The following is an 18,137-nucleotide window of genomic DNA, read 5'->3' as shown; positions in this document are numbered from 1 at the left end:
TCAGGCCAATGCTGCGCCAGCGGGTACCACTGCCGGGTTGCCACTGGCCACGAAGTCCTCCTTGCGCAGCAGCACCAGGGCAATCAGCGAGACCACGCCCGTGGCCACGTAGAAATACCACGGCGAGGTGATGTCGCCGGTTACCTTGATCAGCCAGGTGGAGATCAGCGGCGCACTGCCGCCAAACACCGCGACCGGCACGTTATACGCCACGGCAATCCCGGTGGAGCGGATGCGCGTGGGCAGCAGTTCGCTCATCAGCGCATAGGTCGACGAGGCATACAGACCGAACAGGATCGCCACGGCCATCAACGGCGCAAAGAAGGTCGCGGGCGTGGCGGTCGGCGCCGTCTTGAACAGCCAGAACATCGCCAGCGTGGCCAGCGTGCCGATCACCATCAGGAAGGGTTTGCGCCCATATTTGTCGGTGAACGCGCCGCCAAACGGCATCACGAACGCCGCCGAGAAACTGGCGACGAACACGTAGAGCAAGGTGGTGCCGCTGTCGAACTTGAGAATCTTGGCCATGTAGGTCGAGGCGAAGGTCAGCACCAGGTAAAAGATCGAGCTGTGCAAGGTGATGATAAAAAACACCAGGGCAATCGCACGCTTCCACTGCCAGACTTCGCGCAGCGGTGCGCGCGAGGTTTGCCCGGCCCGTTGCAGGGCAAGAAACTCCGGGCTGTCTTCAAGCTTGAGGCGGATGTACATGGAGATAAAGCCCAGCGGTGCAGCGATCAGAAATGGCACGCGCCACGCCCATTCCTGCATCACATCAGCGCCCAGCACCCAGGTCATACCGTTGGCCACGGCACCGCCCAGCAGCAGGCCGAGCACCGCGGTGACCATCAGCCAGCACGTGGCAAAGCCCCGGCGGCCGGGGCCGGCGTATTCGGAGATAAAGCTGGTGACCGTGCCGATTTCGCCGCCTGCCGAGAAGCCCTGCACGCACCGCACCAGAATCAACAGGATGGGTGCGGCGATGCCCAGCGTGGCGTAAGTCGGCAACAGGCCGAGCAGCACCGTGGAGCCGGTCATCATCACCAACGCCATGATCAGGGTTTTGCGCCGGCCGATCTTGTCCGCCAACGGGCCGAAGAACAGCCCGCCCAATGGCCGGATGAAAAAGCTCAGGGCAAACGCGGCGAAGCTGGCCAGCAAGCTGGTGGTGGGGTCGTCGGAGACGAAAAACGCCTGGCCGATGTACACGGCGAGAAAGCCGTAGACGCCGTAGTCGTACCACTCGATCAAGTGGCCGGAGGTGGCACCGAGAAACGCACGGCGCCGCTTGCGGGCCGTGTCTTGCGCGTAAATGCCCATCGAAGGGACTCCTTGTCGTCTATCAATCCATGGAATAGCGGGTTCAGCGAACGGCGGCGATACTCGCCTCTTTCAACCGCTGCCGCAAGTCGGTCTTGAGGATCTTGCCGTAGCTGTTCTTCGGCAGTTCGTCGCGGAACACATACTTCTTCGGCTTCTTGAACGAGGCCATGCGCGCGAGAAACCAGCTGGTGAGTTCGGCATCTTCGAGCAACTGCCCGTCGCGCGTGACGACGAAGGCCACCACCGACTCGCCCCATTGCTCATCCGCCTCGCCCACCACACAGACTTCAAACACGTTGGGATGCTGGGCCAGTACCTCCTCGACTTCACGCGGGTACACGTTGCTGCCGCCGGTGATGATCACGTCCTTGGAGCGGTCGGTAAGGGTCAGGTAACCGGCCGGGTCGAGAAAACCGATATCGCCGGTCAGCAACCAGCCATCGACCAAAGCCTGCCGGGTGGCTTCGGGGTTGCGCCAGTAACCCTGCATGACCGTTGCACCACGCACGGCGATTTCGCCGCGCTGGCCCGCAGGCAGCGGCTGGTGCTGTGTATCGAGAATGCGGATTTCCACGCAGGATTGCGCATGGCCCACGGACGCAGCGAGCGTTGCCCAGTCGGCCCGTGCGCGGTCGGCAATCAGGGCGCGGGGCAACACGCTGATGGTCATCGGGCTTTCGCCCTGGCCGTAGATCTGCACCAGGCGCGGGCCGAAGGTGTCGACCGCCTCGCGCAGGTCCGCCAGGTACATCGGGCCGCCGCCGTAGACGAGGGTTTTGATACCCTCGCCGCTGTAACCCTGGCGCCGCGCCTGTTCGACCATGCGCTTGACCATGGTCGGTGCGGCAAACAGCGAAACCCTGCCCATTTGCGTCGCCAGCCCGAACAGCTCGGCAGCGTCGAACCCCCGGGACGCCGGCACCACATGCCGCGCGCCGCAGCGCACGTGAATGAAGTTGTAGAGCCCGGCGCCGTGGGACATCGGCGCGGCATACACCGCCGCGTCGTCGCGGCTGACCGTGTCGACATCGGTGGCGTAACACAGCGACATAGCAATCAGGTTACCGTGGGACAACATCACGCCCTTGGAGCGCCCGGTGGTGCCGGAGGTGTAGAACAGCCAGGCGAGGTCGCTGTCCTGGCGCGGCACGGGCTGTTCGAGGGTCGGCCAGCCACGGGTGGGCGGCAGTGTGTGGCCGTCCAGCTCCTTGCAGCGTTGGGGTAATTCGCGCGACGAAAACACCCGTCCGCCGTCGGTCACTATCAACTTCGCCTCAGCGTTATCGGCGATCCACACGGCTTCCGCCGGATGCAGTTTGGCGTTGATCGGCACCGCCACCGCGCCGACCCACCAAATGGCGTAGAGCACTTCCAGATAGTCGCAGCTGTTCTTCATCAGCACCGCGACCGCATCACCCGCCACAATGGCGTGCTGGTCGACCAGGCAGGCCGCGCGCTGGCGGGCGTGGGCGGCGAAGGTGGCGTAGTCAGCCACTTGCCGGGTGCCGTCGAACAGCGCCGGGCGTTGCGGGGCGCGGCGCGCGGTGTCATGCAGCCAATTGGCGATGTTCATGGCTCAGCTCCGCCGCGCGTGCAGGACCGAGGCATAGTTGGCCACCGCCATGCCGCCCATGTTGAACACCAGGCCGAACTCAGGGTTCGGCGCCGCCAGGCCAATGGGCTCACCGGTCAATTGGCGGAACGCAAGCGCGTGCATCGACACGCCCGTCGCGCCCACCGGATGCCCTTTGGCCTTGAGCCCGCCGGAGAGGTTCACCGGCAAACGCCCGCCCGCGCGCACCACACCGCTGTCGAGTACACGGTGGCCCTCGCCTTTCGGCGCCAGGCCCATGGCTTCGTAGATCAGCAGTTCGGCGATGGTGAAGCAGTCGTGTACCTCGGCGAAGCTCAAGTCATTCAAGGTGATATTCGCCGCGCGCAATGCCGTATGGATTGCACGTTGCGGGCCTTCGAAGGCGAGGATGTCGCGCCCGGCAATCGGCAGCAGGTCATTGACCTGGGTCATCGCACGGATCTGCACCTCCCGCCGAAACGCCCGCGCACGCTTGGGCGAAGCGAGAATGATGGCCGCGGCGCCGTCGCTGATCAGCGAGCAATCCGTCAGGCGCAGGGACTCGGCCACAAACGGGTTGCTCGCAGACACGTTGTTGCAATGCTCGAAATCCATCACCCGGTGCATCTGCGCCAACGGGTTGGCCATGGCATTGGAGTGGTTCTTGCTGGCGATGGCCGCCATCGAACCCAGCGGGCAGTGGTAGCGCTCGGCGTATTGCCGCGCCGCACGGCCGAACAATTGGGGAAAGCTCAGGCCGGATTCGGCCGGGTCGTTCTGGTAGCCGGCACCCGCCAGGGCCCGGGTGACCTCGGCGGTTGAGGTGTGGGTCATCTTTTCCGCGCCTACCACCAGCACCAGCTCGGCGCTGCCGGACAGGATGGCGTTGACCCCGGCCTGAATCGCCGCCGAGCCTGACGCACAGGCGTTTTCACAGCGAGTCGCAGGTTTGAAACGCAGCCCCGGGTCGGCCTGCATCAGCAACGAGGCGGCAAACCCGTCGGGCACCAGCCCCGAATTGAAGTGGCCGAGAAACAGCGCGTCAATTTGCGACGCATCAATGGCCGCGTCCGTCAGGGCTTCGCGGGTGACCTGCACGATCAAGTCTTCAAGGGTGGTGCCTTCCAGGCGACCAAACTTCGAATGACCGGCAGCAACTATGGAGACGCAATCAGCAGGCATAGGTAATTTCTTCTGTTCTTGGTGCGGACATTCCTTACAATGACCCACCCTTGGCCGCTCGCCAATTCGTGTAACTACTTACATGAATAAGTAGCCACCCGGCGCGCAAAAAGACGAGGCAGGATGCCCAATGAACGCATTAGCACAGCCCTTCCAGGATATTCAGCGCCTGGCCTTCCAACACTCCCCGGCCCCTCAGTTGGTCACGCGCCACCGCGTGATCGTCGACTGCAATGAAGCCTTCCTGCAGCTGTTCGGCTACCCGCGCGAAGCGTTACAGGACCAGTTGACCCTGCTGATCTACCCATCCCAGGCCGACTATCACGCCATCGGCAAGCGCAGCCATGACTGGTTACTCGACAGCCAGAACGGCTTCTATTCCGACGAACGCTTCATGCAGCACAAAAACGGCGAAGTGTTCTGGGCCAAATCCCACGGCTATACGCTCACCCCGAGAAACCCGTTTGAGCTGATGGTGTGGCACTTCGAACGCCTGGACCGTAGCCACCAGGGCACGGGCGACCTGACGCCACGGGAGCGGGAAATTGCCATGCACATCGTCAACGGTTTGAAGTCCAAGGAAATCGCCCTGCGCCTGGCCATTTCCCACCGCACAGTGGAAGTGCACCGGGCGCGGCTGATGAAAAAACTGCAGGCCAAGACAGTGGTGGAGCTGGTGTCGAAGATCATCATGGTGGTTTAAAACGCGTTGACAGTTTTTTCATGTCTGCCCGTTTATGATCCGGCCCTTCGTTGGGGAGTAACCGGCTTCTGACCTGCTCGGAAGCGTTCGTATCAACATATTCGGCAACCTGCCGTGGTACGAACACCGTTGTGGTTGGTGAGACCAGCGACACATCCACGCCTGTAGTCGGGCACGTGGCTGTGTCGTTGACTCATACAGCCCGACTGGAAGCCGCGCCGTGAACCCCATTTCCCTGATTCTCCTCGCACTCGCCATGTCCACCGACGCCTTCGCGGCGGCCATCGGCAAAGGCTCCAGCCTGCACAAACCCCGCCTCACCGAAGCCCTGCGCGCCGGTTTGATCTTTGGTGTGATCGAAGCGATTACCCCCATGATCGGCTGGGCCATCGGCCACGCGGCCACACGCTGGGTGGAACACTGGGACCACTGGATCGCCTTTACCCTGCTCGTCGCGCTGGGTTTGCACATGATCTACAACGGTCTCAAGGCCGATGAAGAAGAGGCCGAAAAACCCACCCAGCACTCCTTCATGATCCTGGCCGTCACGGCGTTTGCTACCAGCATTGACGCACTGGCGGTGGGCGTGGGCCTGGCGTTTGTCGATGTGAACATCCTGCTGGCCTCGGCGGCGATTGGCCTGGCGACCATGACCATGGTGACCATCGGCATGATGCTTGGGCGGGTGCTGGGCACGGTGGTGGGCAAGCGCGCCGAAATGGTCGGCGGCGTGGTGCTGATGCTGGTGGGTACGACGATTTTGTATGAGCACTTGTCGGCTTGAGTGATGCACAAGGCAGCAACTCGGCGCATCAGGTGTACCGAGTTGCCTGCATCGCAGGCAAGCCAGCTCCCACATTTGAAGCTCATTACATCAGCTAAACGGTGTTCGCTGCGCTTTTGCTCCAACCACTCAGGCCGGCTGTCAGGCCGCCGTGCTCTTGCTTTTGATCTTGATCTTGATCTTGATCTCAGGCGCCCCGTTAAACCACGCTGGCCGCACGCAGGCTTGAATCCGTGGGCAACCCGGCAGGACGCCGGGTTAGCCGCGATGGGCCAGGGATGGCCCATGGCGGCGGCCCACGGATTCAAGCCTGCGTGCGGGCACACCGAGCGTGAGCGAGGTGCCGAGTGGTGGGGCAAAGCCTTTTTTGGTTACTTTTTTAGGCGTTTGTAAAAAAGTGACCCGCTGTAAGAGCGGAACCCTAGGTGGCCGTTACCGCAGCAACGGATATGTACTCCAACCAAAAAAATCCCGCGCCTGAGACCTGCTGGCCTTCCTGAACCGCCAGGGTTCAATCGCCCGTGCCGGCAAACGCCGCGACGATTTCATCAATCACCACCCGAACCCGGGCGGTGTGGCGCAAATCGGCATGGGTCACCAGCCACACGTCATAGGGCAACGGCCGGGTGCGTTCCGGCCACAGCCGCACCAGCCCGTCACGCTCGCCGCTGTGCACGGGAATCTCGCCAATACCCAGGCCCGCGGCGATGGAACGGCGTACCAGCAGGCTGGAGCTGAGCGCCGCCACAATGCGCCCGTGGCCCAAGGGTTCGCAGACCAGGGTCATGTCTTTCTGGTGTTGCAAATGCGGTTGATAGACCACTAGGTCATGGCCTGCAAACAGGCTGCCGGGCTCCGGTACACCATGGCGGTCGATATAACCCTGTGACGCAAACAGGCCTACCGGCCAACGGGCGATACGCCGGGCGATCAGGTCGGGGTTGTCCGGGCGGGAGTTGCGCACGGCAATATCGGCTTCGCGCTTGGCCAGGCTGATCAGCTGGGTGGAGGCGTCCAGTTGCACGCGCACGTCCGGGTGTTGGTCGTGCAGGCTGGCGATGGCCGGGATCAGGAAGTCGATGGCCATGGAGTCGGTGGTACTGACCCGCACCGTGCCGGTCAGGCGATCATCCAGGCCCTGGATCTGCCGCTCCAGGTCCAGGGCCGAGTGCTCCATTTTCTCCACCGAAAGCAAGGCGGCTTCACCGACAGCCGTCAGCACGTAGCCTTCGGAGGTGCGCAAAAACAAAGTTGCGTTCAAGGATTTTTCCAGTGCGTTGATTCGCCGACCCACGGTCGCCTGGTCCACCCCCAGCACGCGTGCCGCGCCGCGAGAGGTGGTCTCGCGGCACACCGCCAGAAACACGCGTGCATCGTCCCAATTCATTGCCGCCCCTCCCGATGCATATTTGCATCGTTATGCCGTGTAATCGCAGCATTATTGCATCAGCGCTTGTGGGTATGCTGGGCGCCACAGAAAAATACTCAGAACCGCCGGCAACGCGTCGCGGTCCCAACTCATACGCCCATCGCGACAGGAACGCTCAAATGTCCCTTCCCCAGCAAATGACCCTGATTGAAATCACCACCCCCGGCGGCCCCGAGGTGTTGAAACCGCGCCAGGAACCCGTGCCCTCCCCGGCCGCCGGCGAGATTCTGATTCAGGTACACGCCGCCGGGGTCAACCGCCCCGACGCGCTGCAACGCGCCGGCAAGTACCCGATGAAACCCGGCATGAGCCCGATTCCCGGGCTGGAAGTGGCCGGTGAAGTGGTGGCACTGGGAGACGGCGTGACTGACTATCGCCTGGGCGACAAGGTCTGCGCCCTGACCAATGGCGGCGGCTACGCGCAGTATTGTGCTGTGCCCGCCAGCCAGGCATTGCCGGTACCCCATGGCATGGAATGGATTCAAGCGGCGGCAATTCCGGAAACCTTCTTCACCGTGTGGGCCAACCTGTTCGGCATCGGCGGCGCACACAAGGGCCAGCGCGTGCTGATCCACGGCGGCACCAGCGGCATCGGCACCACCGCGTTGATGCTGTGCCGAGAGTTCGGCATCGAGGCGTTCGCCACCGCCGGCAGCGAAGAAAAATGCGCCGCCATCCGCGCCCTCGGTGCCGAAGCGATCAACTACCGCGAGCAGGATTTCGCTGATGTCATCGCCGAAAAAACCGCCGGCCAGGGCGTGGATGTGATCCTCGATATCATGGGCGGCTCCTACCTCAACAACAACCTCAAGGCGCTGGCCATGGACGGGCGCATTGTGATGCTGGGCTTCCTCGGCGGCGCCAGGGCCAATGATGTTGACCTGCTGACCATCCTCGGCAAACGCGCCATCGTCACCGGCTCGTTGCTGCGCGCGCGCACCAGGGATGAGAAAGCCGCCATTGCCGAGCAACTGCGCGAGCACGTGTGGCCGGTGCTGTCGGCGGGGCGTTGCCTGCCCATGATCGACCAGGTGTTTGATTACACGGCGGCCGACCAGGCCCATGCGCGGATGGAAGGCGGGGATCACATTGGCAAGATTGTGTTGCGCGTAGCCTGAAGAAAAACAGGCTGCCCTGTGGCGAGGGAGCTTGCTCCCGCTGGGGTGCGAAGCAGCCCCTTTTTCGTCACGGCTGCACGCTGCCAGCTAAAAATTGGGAGGGCTTCGCCCTCCAGCGGGAGCACGCTCCCTCGCCACAGAGGTGGCTTCTTATTCGGTGTAGGTCGGGTAGTCGATATACCCCGCCTCACCGCCACCGTACATCCCCTCGGCCCGCAGCGGGTTCAACGGCCAGCCGTTGAACAGCCGTTGCGGCAGGTCCGGGTTGGCAATGAAGGGCCGCCCGAACCCGATCAGGTCCGCCAACCCGGCTTCCAGCAATTGTGCACCGCGTTCAGCGGTGTAACGGCCGGCGTAGAGGATGCGCCCACTGAACGTATCGCGTACCGCCCGGCGGAAGGTTTCCGGCAGTTCCGGGGCATTGTCCCAGTCGGCTTCGGCGATGGAAACGTACGCAATGCCAGCTGCTTGCAGCACCTTGATCGCCTCGAGGTAGGTGGTGTGGGGGTCTTCTTCCACCAAACCGATGTACACGCGGTCCTGGTCGGTGCCACTGAACAACGGCGAAAAACGCACACCCAGGCGTTCAGGCCCGACCACGGCACTCACGGCCTCGACGATTTCGCGCAGGAAACGCAAACGGTTATGCAGCGAACCGCCGTATTCGTCGTCGCGCTGATTGGCATGGGCCGAGATGAATTGGTTGACCAGGTAGCCATTCGCCGAGTGAATTTCCACCCCGTCGAAGCCGGCATCCAGCGCATTGCGCGCGGCCTGGGCGTAGTGCCCGACCAGCGCCTTGACCTCGGCAGTGCTCAACGCCCGAGGCACTGGCGGTTGCACCAGTTCCCCGGCGCCCGGCGCGGTTTCGATGAAGGCTTTGACTTGCGTCGGCTGGATCGCAGACGGCGCCACCGGCGCGCCACCGGCGGGCTGCAGGTCGTGGTGAGATACGCGCCCCACATGCCACAGCTGGGCAAAGATCACCCCGCCCTCGGCATGCACCGCGTCGGTGACGGTGCGCCAGCCGTCGATCTGCGCGGGGCTGTAGATCCCCGGCGTCCAGGCATAGCCCTGGCCACGGGGCTCAATCTGTGTGCCTTCGCTGATCATGAAACCGGCGCCCGCGCGCTGGCGGTAATAGTCGGCCATCAAGCCGGTGGCAATATCACCGGGCTGCGCACCGCGTTGACGGGTCAAGGGCGGCAGGACGACACGGTTTTTCAGTGTGTGATGCCCCAGTGTTAGCGGGGTACTTAAAATGCTGTCAGCCATGTGGGGTTGTCCAAATTCAGGGCGAGCCAAAGCATCAGCGGCTCATAAGAGCCGCCAATGAGTGAACGGGTTTAGTGATTTATGCGGTGAGTTTCAGCAGGGCTTTGGCGACGTCGCTGGAACTGGCAGGGTTCTGCCCGGTGACCAGCAAACCATCTTCAATCACGAACGACTGCCAATCGGCGCCCTTCTCATACTGGCCGCCGAGCTTTTTGAACTCATCTTCAATCAGGAACGGCACCACGTCGGTCAATTCCACCGCAGCCTCTTCCGAGTTGGAGAACCCGGTCACGCGGCGGCCCTTGATCAACGGCTCACCGTTGACTGCCTTGACGTGACGCAGCGCGCCCGGTGCGTGGCAGACAAAACCGATGGGCTTGCCGGCGCGTTCAAAGGCTTCGATCAAGGCGATGGAGGTCGCCGACTCGGCCAGGTCCCACAGCGGGCCATGGCCGCCGGGGTAGAACACCGTATCGAAATCATCGGCGTTGACGGACGCCAGTTTTACCGTAGTGGCCAAGGCCTGCTGAGCAGCCGGGTCGGCAGCGAAGCGATGAGTCTGTTCGGTCTGGAAATCCGGCAAGTCGCTGACCGGGTCCAGCGGCGGCTGGCCGCCCGCCGGGGATGCCAGCACGATATCGGCACCGGCGTCCTTGAACGCGTAATAAGGCGCGGCGAACTCTTCGAGCCAGAAACCGGTCTTGCGGCCGGTGTCGCCAAGCGTGTCGTGAGAAGTCAGTACCATTAATACTTTCATTTTCCGGTGCCTCGATCGATGTGGATGTCAGTGGGTTCAGGGCGGCCCAACAGCTGTCGGGTCAGCAGCAGCGCCTGGTCAAACGGCGCGGTTGTACGGGTGATTTTGTTCATCACGCTGGTGCCCAGCCACAACGCATACAGGCATTGAGCCAGACCCTGCGCGGGTTGTGCGGTCTCGACCGAGCCGTCTGCAATGGCCTGTTCGAGGGCCTCGGCGAGTAACGCAATGGTGCGCGCGGTGCCACGTTGCAGGGCCAAACGCATGGGCTCTGAAAGGTCTGACACCTCGGCACCGAGTTTGACGGCAAGGCATTTGCCTGCATGGGTGCAGCCGGTCTGGTTGTCGATCCAGCAGTCCCAATAACGCATCAACTTGGCGTAGCCGGTTAAACCCGGTTGGCTGAACAGTTGCTGCATGCCGTGCACGTAGCTGTCGAAGTAGTGGTCGAGCAACACCACACCGAACGCATCTTTGGAGGTGAAGTAGTGATAAAACGACCCCTTGGGCACCTCGGCGGCTTGCAGTATTTCGTTCAAGCCCACCGCAGAAAAACCTTTACGGCCGACAATCGATTGCGCCGTGTCCAAGAGGATCTGCTTTGTACTGTGGGTGGCGTTATTCATCGTTCATCCCGCTCGATTAGACCAGTCGTCTAGTTCGTTGAGGGAATGTTAGGCGTGGGGGCAAACCGCAACAATGTCATATCCGCAAGGATTCCGGACACGGCACGCTGGCGGTTGCCGTTTACCCGGCACACGCCGACAATCGCCTCACCGAACGCCCCTGGAGAATGACAATGCACAGCGTTGCGCTGCTGGTTTACCCCAATTTCGAATGCCTGAGCCTCAGCACCGGGTCGGTATTCGAATGCGCGAACCTGTTGCGGGGCGAGCCGGCCTATGAGTTCCATCTGGTGTCGCAGGAGGGCGGCGCGGTGATGACGTCACAGGGTTTCTCGGTGAACACCACGGCCATTCGGCCGCAGGGTTACGACACCTTGATCGTCAGCGGCTATATGGATTTTCGCCTGCCAGAAGCCAGCCTGCTGGAGCTGGTCAAGGCCGCTGCCGCGCAGTCGCGCCGGGTGGCCTCGCTGTGCATGGGCATCTTCGTACTCGCCGAAGCCGGGCTGCTCGAAGGCAAGCGCACCACCACCCACTGGATTCACGCCCCGGCGTTTCGCAAGCGCTACCCGGGCATTCACCTGGAAGAAGACAAGCTGTTTGTGGTCGACGGCCAGATCTGGACCTGTGCCGGCATGAGCGCCGGGGTCGACCTGGCGCTGGCGATGGTGGAAAACGACCTGGGCGGCGACCTCGCCCGGCGCATCGCACGCAAGCTGGTGATCGCCCAGCGCCGTGGCAGCGAGCAATCACAATTGTCGGCGCTGCTGGAACTCGACCCCAAGTCGGACCGGGTGCAACTGGCCCTGGCCTACGCCCGTGAGAACCTCACCCATGACCTGTCGGTGGAAGCCCTGGCCGATGTGGCGCGGCTCAGCCCGCGCCAGTTCAGCCGGGTGTTTCGCGAAGAAACCGGGCAAACCCCGGCCAAGGCCATCGAATCACTGCGAGTGGAGGCAGCCCGCGCGCTGATGGAAACCAGCCGCCACCCGGTTGAAGTGGTGGCCCGCGAAACCGGCTTCGGCGACCGCGAGCGCATGCGCCAGGCATTTCTCAGGGCGTTCGGGCAAGCGCCACAGGCGATGCAGCAAGTGTTTAATGCAGCGCCGCGCGCGTAATCAGGTAACTGACCAACTGCGGGTCATCCTCCAGCTCAAGGGTCTGCACCGGGCGCGGCAGGTTGTCCAGCACCGTGCGCCAGAACGCCTGGGACACTTCATCCTGATCAAAAAAGCGCACCAGCCAGTTCGCCTCGCCGCTGCACAGCACTTGGGTGGCGATGGCGCGGCCGATGCCTTTGCGGCGATAGCGCTTGAGGATAAACAGGTCGGCCAGTTCCAGGGCGTCGAAGCCTGGTAATTCGCTGCCTTCGATCAGCAGGAAGCCTGCGATATAGCCGTCCACCAACAGCAAGTTGGCGCTCCATTGCGGGTCTTGCCAGTAGCGGGCCAGGTGTTCGTCATGGATGTAAAAGCGGCCATCGGCTTCGACATCTTCCTGCTCCCAGTCCGAGGACTCGTAGGCGTAGTACTGGTAGAGGTTGCGGATCAGCTCGGCTTCTTCGGGGCCGGTCTGGATCAGTTCGACGGTGGTTTCAGGCATGGGGCTCTCGGTCAAAAAACGCAGGGCGCCATTGTTCACAAAACCTGTGCCCAGGCCAATACATTGCATAACCTTTCTGTTTGCTGAACCGATTGCAGATTGATGGTGGCCCCGCCAAAATCCTGAAACATTTAGAATAAACTTCGCTCGCCACCCCCTTTTTCTCAAGGACCTGAATTTTGACCAACGTCTGTACCGCCGGCCTGGATGTAGGCTTTGCCTCCCTGGATTACCTGCAGATTTTCATCCTGGGCGTGATCCAGGGCATTACCGAGTTGCTGCCGGTGTCGTCCACCGCCCACATGCGTGTGGTACCCGCCTTGCTCGGCTGGCAAGACCCGGGCTCGGCGTTTTCGGCGGCGATGCAACTGGCGGCGTTGGCGGCGGTGGTCAGTTATTTCTGGCGCGATGTACGCCAGGTCACCACCGGCAGCATCAGTGCGGTGCGCCGTGGCGACTACAACGACCGCTGGTTCAAGCTGGCGGTGGCGATTGTGCTGGCAACCATCCCGATTGGCATCGCCGGCCTGGCGCTGTCGTCAACCCTGAACGCCTGCAACTCGCCGCTGCGTGGCCTGATGGTGATCGGCATTTCCTGCGTGGTCATGGCGGTATTGCTGGCCGTGGCCGAAGTGCGTGCCCGGCACACCCGTGAAGTCAGCGAAATGCGCCTGCGCGACGCCTTGATCGTTGGCGTTGCACAGATTGGCGCGTTGATTCCCGGCGTATCGCGTTCGGGCTCCACGCTGACGGCTGCGCTGTTCCTGAACTTCAAGCGTGAAGAAGCCGCGCGCTTTTCCTTCCTGCTGGGTTTGCCGGCCATCGCCCTCGCAGGCTTGAAAGAGCTGTGGGTGCTGCTGCACGCCGACATGCCGGCGCACGCCTGGCCGCATTTGATCTTCGGTTTGGTGGTGGCCAGTATCTCGGCATTCTTTGCGATCTGGGGCCTGATGAAATTCCTGGAGCGCTTCTCCACCTGGCCGTTCGTGATCTACCGCGCGTTGCTGGGGGTCTTTCTGATTGTGGCGGTCAGCACCGGCGTATTGAACTGACTCACTCGCAAACCACCACACATCCGAGGTGGGAGCGGGCTTGCCCGCGATAGCAGCGTGTCAGGCGACACATTGGCTGGATGACAGACCGCTATCGCAGGCAAGCCAGCTCCCACAGTTGGACTGTAGGGTCTTAGAGGCCCGGCTTACGCTCAGCCAGCTCTTCGAGCAAGTCGGCCGACGGCACGAAAAACAGGCCGCCGGTCACGGCGGTGCTGAAGTCGAGCAAGCGGTCGTAATTGCCGACCGGGCGGCCGACGAACATGTTTTCCAGCATCAGCTCCAAGGGTTGCGGCGAGCGTGCGTAACCGATGAAGTAGGTGCCGAACTCCCCGGCACCGGGCCGGCCGAAGGGCATGTTGTCGCGCAGGATTTTCACTTCTTCGCCCTGCTCGTCCGTGATCACGGTCAGTGCACTGTGGGCATTGCTCGGTTTGGTTTCGTCGTCCAGTTCAATGTCCGACAGTTTGGTGCGCCCGATCACCTTCTCCTGCTCTTCTACCGTCAGGCCGTTCCAGGCGGTCATGTTGTGCAGGTATTTCTGCACCAGCACATAGCTGCCGCCACGAAACTCACTGTCTTCATCACCGACAATCGTGAACCCCTCGGCCTTGCGCCCCACCGGGTTCTCGGTGCCATCGACAAAGCCGATGATGCTGCGCATATCGAAGTAGCGAAAACCCTGAACCTCGTCCACCACCGTAACGCTGTCACCCAGGGCCGCCATCAGTTGCGTGGCGAGTTCAAAGCACAGGTCCATCTGGTCGGCGCGGATGTGCAGCAGGATATCGCCCGGCGTTGAGACAGCCTTGCGCCCCTCCACGCCAAACTCGCGAAACGGATGCAGCGCCGCCGGGCGTGGTGCGCCGAACAGCCGGTCCCACGCCACTGAGCCAAACCCGCAGACGCACGTGAGGTTGCCCGACGGCACGCGCTTGCCCACCGAGCGCACCAGGCCGGCAATGTCGGCGCACCAGCCGCGCACGCCGTCGAGGTCGCCGGGGGCCAGGGTGGCGACCATGAAAATCGCACTGCGGGTGATCGGGTGGCAGACGGATTGCGGTTCCAGGGGCGGTTGAACGGGGCATGTCTTCATGGGCGGGTCCACAGGCGATGGGCGAATTGAACCCGCGCAGATTAGCAGATCATCTTTGACAGCTCTGCCACACGTCTCGAATCAATACCTTCATCTTCAACGCCTCGGCCCAGCGGTCACTGATTTCACGGCCATCGGCGCCCGTGATTGCATAGGGGGGCGGCCCCAACTCACAGGTGAAGGACAGGCTATGGGGCGTATCAGGGCGCGCCAGCCAGTGTTCGATGCCGTAGCGCCACCAACCAGTGAAACGCTCGACCCACGCCTGATGCAGGGGGAAATCCAGGGAAACCTGCACCTGCTCGCTACTCGCCACACGGCCATGGAACCCCCAGCTGTGGCGCAGGATTTCGTGTATCTGCGCGTCATCCTCAACAGCGCCAGGCTCGGGCAACTCGCGACCCACCACATAGTGAGACAGGTCAGCGAGCAGCTTCAGGTCAGGCATTTGCGCGAGTAGGTCGAGGGTGAACAACAGGTCGTTGGTGAGGCGGTAACGATGGGTTTCCAGTAGCACCGGGAAGTCCACCTGCTCGGCCAGGCGCTGCCAGCCCTCGATGAGCTTGGCCGCCTCGGCCTGCGTGCGGGGGCGCACGTCGGCCTGCAGGGTGAGGTGGTGGCAGCCATAGCGGCTGATCACCTCCAGCGCCGCCGCCAGGTCATCCACCGTCTGCGGGAACAGTTGGCCTTCAATCTGCAAACCCCTGGCCGTGGCGGCGGCGTGCAGGCGTGAGACATCGGCAGGTTTCCAGTAATGGTCGGTGACGCCGTCGAATCCGGCGGCGGCGATCCGGTCCAGCCACGCTTCAAGCGGGCCCGGTTCGGTTTGCATCGCCCACAGGGATTGGAACACCAGAAATTGGCGCATATCAGCCTCGCAGCCAGTGTTTGAGAGACCGCTCAGGATCGGCCAGGCTGGCTTCGCTCAAAGGCATGGCGGTCGTGATCAGGCGCTCACACAGCTTGATGTCCCTGGCCACGCTGTTGCCGGGCGCCCAGCCGCAGGCGCCTTGCAAACGCTGGTCGGCGTCGAGGTAGAACAGCAACACCCCCCCACCCGCCAGCGGGCGGCTGACCGTGCGCGGGGTCATCACGCCGACCGCCTGCAACCCCCAGTCGTACTGATCGGACCAGAAACCGTGAACCGCCTCGAACGCTAACTCACGTCCCAACAGATTCAGCGCGGCATGCCGCCCCTGGGCTTCGGCATTGCGCCAGGTTTCCTGGCGTTGGTAGAGGCCATTGACACTGAACTCACACACATCGCCTGCCGCATAAATGTTTGGCGCACTGGTGCGCAAGCACGCATCCACGCGGATGCCTTGCCCGACTTCCAGCCCTGCCTGCGTGGCCAGTTCGAGGTTGGGCTGCATGCCGATACCCGCTACCACCACGTCGCACGGCAGCCGCTCCCCGCTGACCAACCACACCGCGTCAGGGCTGATGGATTCCAGCACCACGTTCAAGCGCACGTCCACGCCCTGCGAACGGTGCATATTCAACAGCGCCTCGCCGATGACGGGCGGCAGCACGCGCCCCGCCAGCCGCGGGCCAGCCTCCAGTACCGTCATTTCACACCCGAGGCTGCGCGCCGACGCCGCCACTTCCAGGCCGATAAAACCGCCGCCGACAATCACCAGCCGCGTACCCGGGCGCAAGGCGGCGCGCAACGCCAGCGCTTCATCGTGGGTACGCAGGTACAGCACGTTGCCTTCACTGGGCGGCAAGCGCCGCGCCCGGCCTCCGGTGGCCAACAACAGCCCGGCGTAGGGCAACCACTGACCATCGGCCAGTTGCAGGCGCTGGTGCTGCGGTTCCAGCAGGCGTACGGGGTTGCTCGCCAGATGCTCGATGTTCAACGCGGCGAGCCGGGCGCCGTCACACAGGCTGCAACCGGCCAGATCCGCCGAGCCCTGCAACACGCCCTTCGACAGCGGCGGCCGCTCGTAGGGTGCGTGCGGTTCATCGCCGATCAGGATCAGGCGCCCGGTATACCCTTCTTCGCGCAAGGTCAGCGCCGCACGGCCACCGGCATGGCCGGCACCGACGATCACAAGCGGTGCGTTCATCATTGCGCCATGACGGCGAGCAACACCCGCCCCGCTTCGACCCGTACCGCAAAGGTCTTGAGGTTGACGCACACTGGCGCGCCGAGGGCTTTGCCGGAGCGGTAATCGAAGCGCCCGTTGTGCTTGGGGCATTCGATCACATGGTCCATCACCAGGCCGTCGGCCAAGTGGATTTTCTCGTGGGTGCACAGGCCTGCCGTGGCGAAAAATTCATTCTCGGCCGAGCGGTACACCGCGTAAGTGTGCGGCCCGTGGTCAAAGCGCATCACGTCCTCTTCGTCTATTTCACCCACGGCGCAGACGTCGATCCATTGATCGTTCATGGTGTTTTCTCCAATTTCTTGTGGTGGGCGAGCGAGCTTGTTGTGGTGAGCGAGCTTGCTCGCTCACCACAAGGGCGCTGCACGAAATAGGTCGGGTCGCTGCGCTGCTTCCAGATCGTGGGGATGATCTCTTTATAGGCCTCCAACAGATTCGCGTAGGGCGACGGGCAGTCGCTGCGGATTTCGTCGTGCAGTTGTGCCAGCGCGTGGTACGGCACCATCGGGTACATGTGGTGTTCGAGGTGGTAGTTCATGTCCATGTAGATAAAGCGCAGCACGCGGTTCATGTATATGGTGCGGCAGTTGCTGCGGTGGTCGAGCACATCCTCGGCCAGGCCCACGTGCTGGGTCAGGCCAAACACATAGCCGAGCCAGGCGCCGTAAAGGCTCGGCAGGCCCACCAGCATCAGCGGCAGCCAGCTGTGCAAGTAGAGGGCAGTGCCGAGCACGACCGCGTAAATGCCGACCCAGATCCGCGCCGCACGAAACACCTTTGGCCACTCGGACTCGGGAATGAAGTCCTGCTCCTGGGCACTCATCCGGCCGACGACATGCCGCGCCACGCCGCTGAAGGTTTTCCAGGCCAGCGGCAGGTTGAACAGGCTCAAAAACATCATCAAAAAGCTCGGCGGGCGCGGCTCGACGATCTCCGGGTCGCGGCCCACCACAATGGTGTCGGTGTGATGACGGGCATGGCTCCAGCGCCACACATGCGGTTCGAAAATGCACATGAAACTCGCAACCTGGTACAGCCCATCGTTCATCCAGCGGGTCTTGAACGCGGTGCCGTGGCCGGTTTCGTGCCAGCGCGGGTTGGACGCGGTGCCGTAGAGCACGCCATAGGCCAGGAAGAACGGCACGCAGGCCCAGGTCCCCCAGAACAGGCAGCCCCCGGCGCCTGTGACCAGCAATGCGCTCACCCAGATCGCGGTGTCGCGCAAGGCCGGGCCGTCGCGGCGCTGCATCAGTTCTTTCATGCGTTTACGGGAAATGGGCGACTGGTACCAACTCGCTGAGACCAGACCTTTTTCTGCCGCACGGGCAGCTTCGGGGCCAGTGAGGCTATAGTCGCGCCGAGCGGTACGGGCGGTGTGTTCAGGCATTGTTATTGTTCTCCGCAAGCGTGGGTTTCAAGTGCTTTGCGAAACAAACGATAGAGAACGGTTTATTGCCCCTCAAGGCCTTGAATCCATTCCCTATCAAGCTATCATCAGGCCTCGGCGCA

18 protein-coding genes are annotated in these 18,137 nt (G+C 62.7%); 5 read left to right on the top strand and 13 right to left on the bottom strand.

Annotated elements, in window-relative coordinates; genetic code table 11:
- Genes AB4P94_RS19435 through AB4P94_RS19425 form a run of 3 tightly spaced genes read right to left on the bottom strand, consistent with a single transcriptional unit; the run spans position 1 to position 4,078 of the window.
- A complete protein-coding gene (locus AB4P94_RS19435) occupies positions 1–1,320 on the bottom strand; it encodes an MFS transporter (RefSeq protein WP_395606965.1) in 1,320 nt (439 codons plus the stop codon).
- Positions 1,321–1,363: 43 nt separating this feature from the next.
- On the bottom strand, positions 1,364–2,896 hold the full coding sequence (locus AB4P94_RS19430) for a class I adenylate-forming enzyme family protein (RefSeq protein ID WP_395606964.1): 1,533 nt from the start codon (positions 2,894–2,896) through the stop codon (positions 1,364–1,366).
- Between the two features lie 3 nt (positions 2,897–2,899).
- Positions 2,900–4,078 (bottom strand): acetyl-CoA acetyltransferase, encoded by a 1,179-nt coding sequence (locus AB4P94_RS19425; RefSeq protein ID WP_395606963.1) that lies wholly within the window; start codon positions 4,076–4,078, stop codon positions 2,900–2,902.
- Between the two features lie 130 nt (positions 4,079–4,208).
- Between AB4P94_RS19425 and AB4P94_RS19420 the strand changes: the two genes are divergently transcribed.
- Both AB4P94_RS19420 and mntP read left to right on the top strand, forming a co-directional pair.
- A complete protein-coding gene (locus AB4P94_RS19420) occupies positions 4,209–4,781 on the top strand; it encodes a LuxR C-terminal-related transcriptional regulator (protein ID WP_395606962.1) in 573 nt (190 codons plus the stop codon).
- Between the two features lie 220 nt (positions 4,782–5,001).
- Complete coding sequence (mntP, locus tag AB4P94_RS19415) at positions 5,002–5,565, top strand: manganese efflux pump MntP (protein WP_395606961.1); 564 nt, start codon at positions 5,002–5,004, stop codon at positions 5,563–5,565.
- Between the two features lie 511 nt (positions 5,566–6,076).
- Here mntP and AB4P94_RS19410 read toward each other — a convergent pair.
- Positions 6,077–6,952 (bottom strand): LysR family transcriptional regulator, encoded by an 876-nt coding sequence (locus tag AB4P94_RS19410; protein ID WP_395606960.1) that lies wholly within the window; start codon positions 6,950–6,952, stop codon positions 6,077–6,079.
- 161 nt (positions 6,953–7,113) lie between these two features.
- Between AB4P94_RS19410 and AB4P94_RS19405 the strand changes: the two genes are divergently transcribed.
- The gene (locus tag AB4P94_RS19405) at positions 7,114–8,112 is read left to right on the top strand and encodes an NAD(P)H-quinone oxidoreductase (protein ID WP_395606959.1); all 999 of its coding nucleotides are present in this window, start codon (positions 7,114–7,116) and stop codon (positions 8,110–8,112) included.
- 150 nt (positions 8,113–8,262) lie between these two features.
- On the opposite strand, the gene AB4P94_RS19400 is transcribed toward AB4P94_RS19405, so the two are convergent.
- The 3 genes from AB4P94_RS19400 to AB4P94_RS19390 all read right to left on the bottom strand — a co-directional run bounded on the left by AB4P94_RS19400 (position 8,263) and on the right by AB4P94_RS19390 (position 10,770).
- A complete protein-coding gene (locus AB4P94_RS19400; protein ID WP_395606958.1) occupies positions 8,263–9,387 on the bottom strand; it encodes an alkene reductase in 1,125 nt (374 codons plus the stop codon).
- A 79-nt stretch (positions 9,388–9,466) separates the two neighbouring features.
- Positions 9,467–10,144 carry a type 1 glutamine amidotransferase domain-containing protein gene (locus AB4P94_RS19395; RefSeq protein WP_395606957.1) on the bottom strand — a complete coding sequence of 226 codons (678 nt, stop codon included), beginning with the start codon at positions 10,142–10,144 and terminating at the stop codon, positions 9,467–9,469.
- Positions 10,141–10,770 carry a TetR/AcrR family transcriptional regulator gene (locus tag AB4P94_RS19390; protein ID WP_395606956.1) on the bottom strand — a complete coding sequence of 210 codons (630 nt, stop codon included), beginning with the start codon at positions 10,768–10,770 and terminating at the stop codon, positions 10,141–10,143. Before AB4P94_RS19390 ends, AB4P94_RS19395 begins: the two co-directional genes overlap by 4 nt.
- Positions 10,771–10,943: 173 nt before the next feature.
- Between AB4P94_RS19390 and AB4P94_RS19385 the strand changes: the two genes are divergently transcribed.
- Positions 10,944–11,888 carry a GlxA family transcriptional regulator gene (locus AB4P94_RS19385; protein WP_395606955.1) on the top strand — a complete coding sequence of 315 codons (945 nt, stop codon included), beginning with the start codon at positions 10,944–10,946 and terminating at the stop codon, positions 11,886–11,888.
- On the opposite strand, the gene AB4P94_RS19380 is transcribed toward AB4P94_RS19385, so the two are convergent.
- The gene (locus tag AB4P94_RS19380; protein ID WP_395606954.1) at positions 11,866–12,372 is read right to left on the bottom strand and encodes a GNAT family N-acetyltransferase; all 507 of its coding nucleotides are present in this window, start codon (positions 12,370–12,372) and stop codon (positions 11,866–11,868) included. The genes AB4P94_RS19385 and AB4P94_RS19380 overlap by 23 nt on opposite strands.
- Before the next feature lie 179 nt (positions 12,373–12,551).
- Between AB4P94_RS19380 and AB4P94_RS19375 the strand changes: the two genes are divergently transcribed.
- On the top strand, positions 12,552–13,424 hold the full coding sequence (locus tag AB4P94_RS19375; RefSeq protein WP_395606953.1) for an undecaprenyl-diphosphate phosphatase: 873 nt from the start codon (positions 12,552–12,554) through the stop codon (positions 13,422–13,424).
- A gap of 133 nt (positions 13,425–13,557) precedes the next feature.
- Here the strand turns inward: AB4P94_RS19375 and AB4P94_RS19370 are convergent, their stop codons facing one another.
- The 5 genes from AB4P94_RS19370 to AB4P94_RS19350 are packed head-to-tail and all read right to left on the bottom strand — an operon-like array spanning position 13,558 to position 18,015.
- Positions 13,558–14,520, bottom strand: a complete 963-nt coding sequence (locus AB4P94_RS19370; RefSeq protein WP_395606952.1) for a Dyp-type peroxidase — start codon at positions 14,518–14,520, stop codon at positions 13,558–13,560.
- Positions 14,521–14,569: 49 nt separating this feature from the next.
- Positions 14,570–15,388, bottom strand: coding sequence for a sugar phosphate isomerase/epimerase family protein (locus tag AB4P94_RS19365; RefSeq protein ID WP_395606951.1), 819 nt, complete (start codon positions 15,386–15,388; stop codon positions 14,570–14,572).
- A 1-nt stretch (position 15,389) separates the two neighbouring features.
- Complete coding sequence (locus AB4P94_RS19360) at positions 15,390–16,589, bottom strand: NAD(P)/FAD-dependent oxidoreductase (RefSeq protein WP_395606950.1); 1,200 nt, start codon at positions 16,587–16,589, stop codon at positions 15,390–15,392.
- The gene (locus AB4P94_RS19355) at positions 16,589–16,912 is read right to left on the bottom strand and encodes a MocE family 2Fe-2S type ferredoxin (RefSeq protein ID WP_395606949.1); all 324 of its coding nucleotides are present in this window, start codon (positions 16,910–16,912) and stop codon (positions 16,589–16,591) included. Before AB4P94_RS19355 ends, AB4P94_RS19360 begins: the two co-directional genes overlap by 1 nt.
- Positions 16,909–18,015: a fatty acid desaturase family protein gene (locus AB4P94_RS19350; RefSeq protein ID WP_395606948.1), complete on the bottom strand. Its 1,107-nt coding sequence runs from the start codon at positions 18,013–18,015 to the stop codon at positions 16,909–16,911. Before AB4P94_RS19350 ends, AB4P94_RS19355 begins: the two co-directional genes overlap by 4 nt.
- Between the last annotated feature and the right edge of the window lie 122 nt (positions 18,016–18,137).

Origin of the sequence: Pseudomonas sp. B22129 (assembly GCF_044218875.1) — a bacterium.
Taxonomy (GTDB): domain Bacteria; phylum Pseudomonadota; class Gammaproteobacteria; order Pseudomonadales; family Pseudomonadaceae; genus Aquipseudomonas.
The sequence above is the reverse complement of the archived record's forward strand: the minus strand, read 5'-3'. Positions and strand labels throughout refer to the sequence as shown.

Excerpts from the sequence above, each read along its gene's own strand:
- AB4P94_RS19420 (WP_395606962.1), top strand. The coding sequence starts at position 4,209 with ATGAACGCATTAGCACAGCCCTTCCAGGATATTCAGCGCCTGGCCTTC.
- AB4P94_RS19355 (WP_395606949.1), bottom strand. The coding sequence starts at position 16,912 with ATGAACGATCAATGGATCGACGTCTGCGCCGTGGGTGAAATAGACGAA.
- AB4P94_RS19360 (WP_395606950.1), bottom strand. The coding sequence starts at position 16,589 with ATGAACGCACCGCTTGTGATCGTCGGTGCCGGCCATGCCGGTGGCCGT.
- AB4P94_RS19405 (WP_395606959.1), top strand. The coding sequence starts at position 7,114 with ATGTCCCTTCCCCAGCAAATGACCCTGATTGAAATCACCACCCCCGGC.
- AB4P94_RS19395 (WP_395606957.1), bottom strand. The coding sequence starts at position 10,144 with ATGAAAGTATTAATGGTACTGACTTCTCACGACACGCTTGGCGACACC.
- AB4P94_RS19435 (WP_395606965.1), bottom strand. The coding sequence starts at position 1,320 with ATGGGCATTTACGCGCAAGACACGGCCCGCAAGCGGCGCCGTGCGTTT.
- AB4P94_RS19430 (WP_395606964.1), bottom strand. The coding sequence starts at position 2,896 with ATGAACATCGCCAATTGGCTGCATGACACCGCGCGCCGCGCCCCGCAA.
- AB4P94_RS19400 (WP_395606958.1), bottom strand. The coding sequence starts at position 9,387 with ATGGCTGACAGCATTTTAAGTACCCCGCTAACACTGGGGCATCACACA.
- AB4P94_RS19410 (WP_395606960.1), bottom strand. The coding sequence starts at position 6,952 with ATGAATTGGGACGATGCACGCGTGTTTCTGGCGGTGTGCCGCGAGACC.
- AB4P94_RS19350 (WP_395606948.1), bottom strand. The coding sequence starts at position 18,015 with ATGCCTGAACACACCGCCCGTACCGCTCGGCGCGACTATAGCCTCACT.
- AB4P94_RS19390 (WP_395606956.1), bottom strand. The coding sequence starts at position 10,770 with ATGAATAACGCCACCCACAGTACAAAGCAGATCCTCTTGGACACGGCG.
- AB4P94_RS19380 (WP_395606954.1), bottom strand. The coding sequence starts at position 12,372 with ATGCCTGAAACCACCGTCGAACTGATCCAGACCGGCCCCGAAGAAGCC.
- AB4P94_RS19365 (WP_395606951.1), bottom strand. The coding sequence starts at position 15,388 with ATGCGCCAATTTCTGGTGTTCCAATCCCTGTGGGCGATGCAAACCGAA.
- AB4P94_RS19425 (WP_395606963.1), bottom strand. The coding sequence starts at position 4,078 with ATGCCTGCTGATTGCGTCTCCATAGTTGCTGCCGGTCATTCGAAGTTT.
- AB4P94_RS19385 (WP_395606955.1), top strand. The coding sequence starts at position 10,944 with ATGCACAGCGTTGCGCTGCTGGTTTACCCCAATTTCGAATGCCTGAGC.
- AB4P94_RS19370 (WP_395606952.1), bottom strand. The coding sequence starts at position 14,520 with ATGAAGACATGCCCCGTTCAACCGCCCCTGGAACCGCAATCCGTCTGC.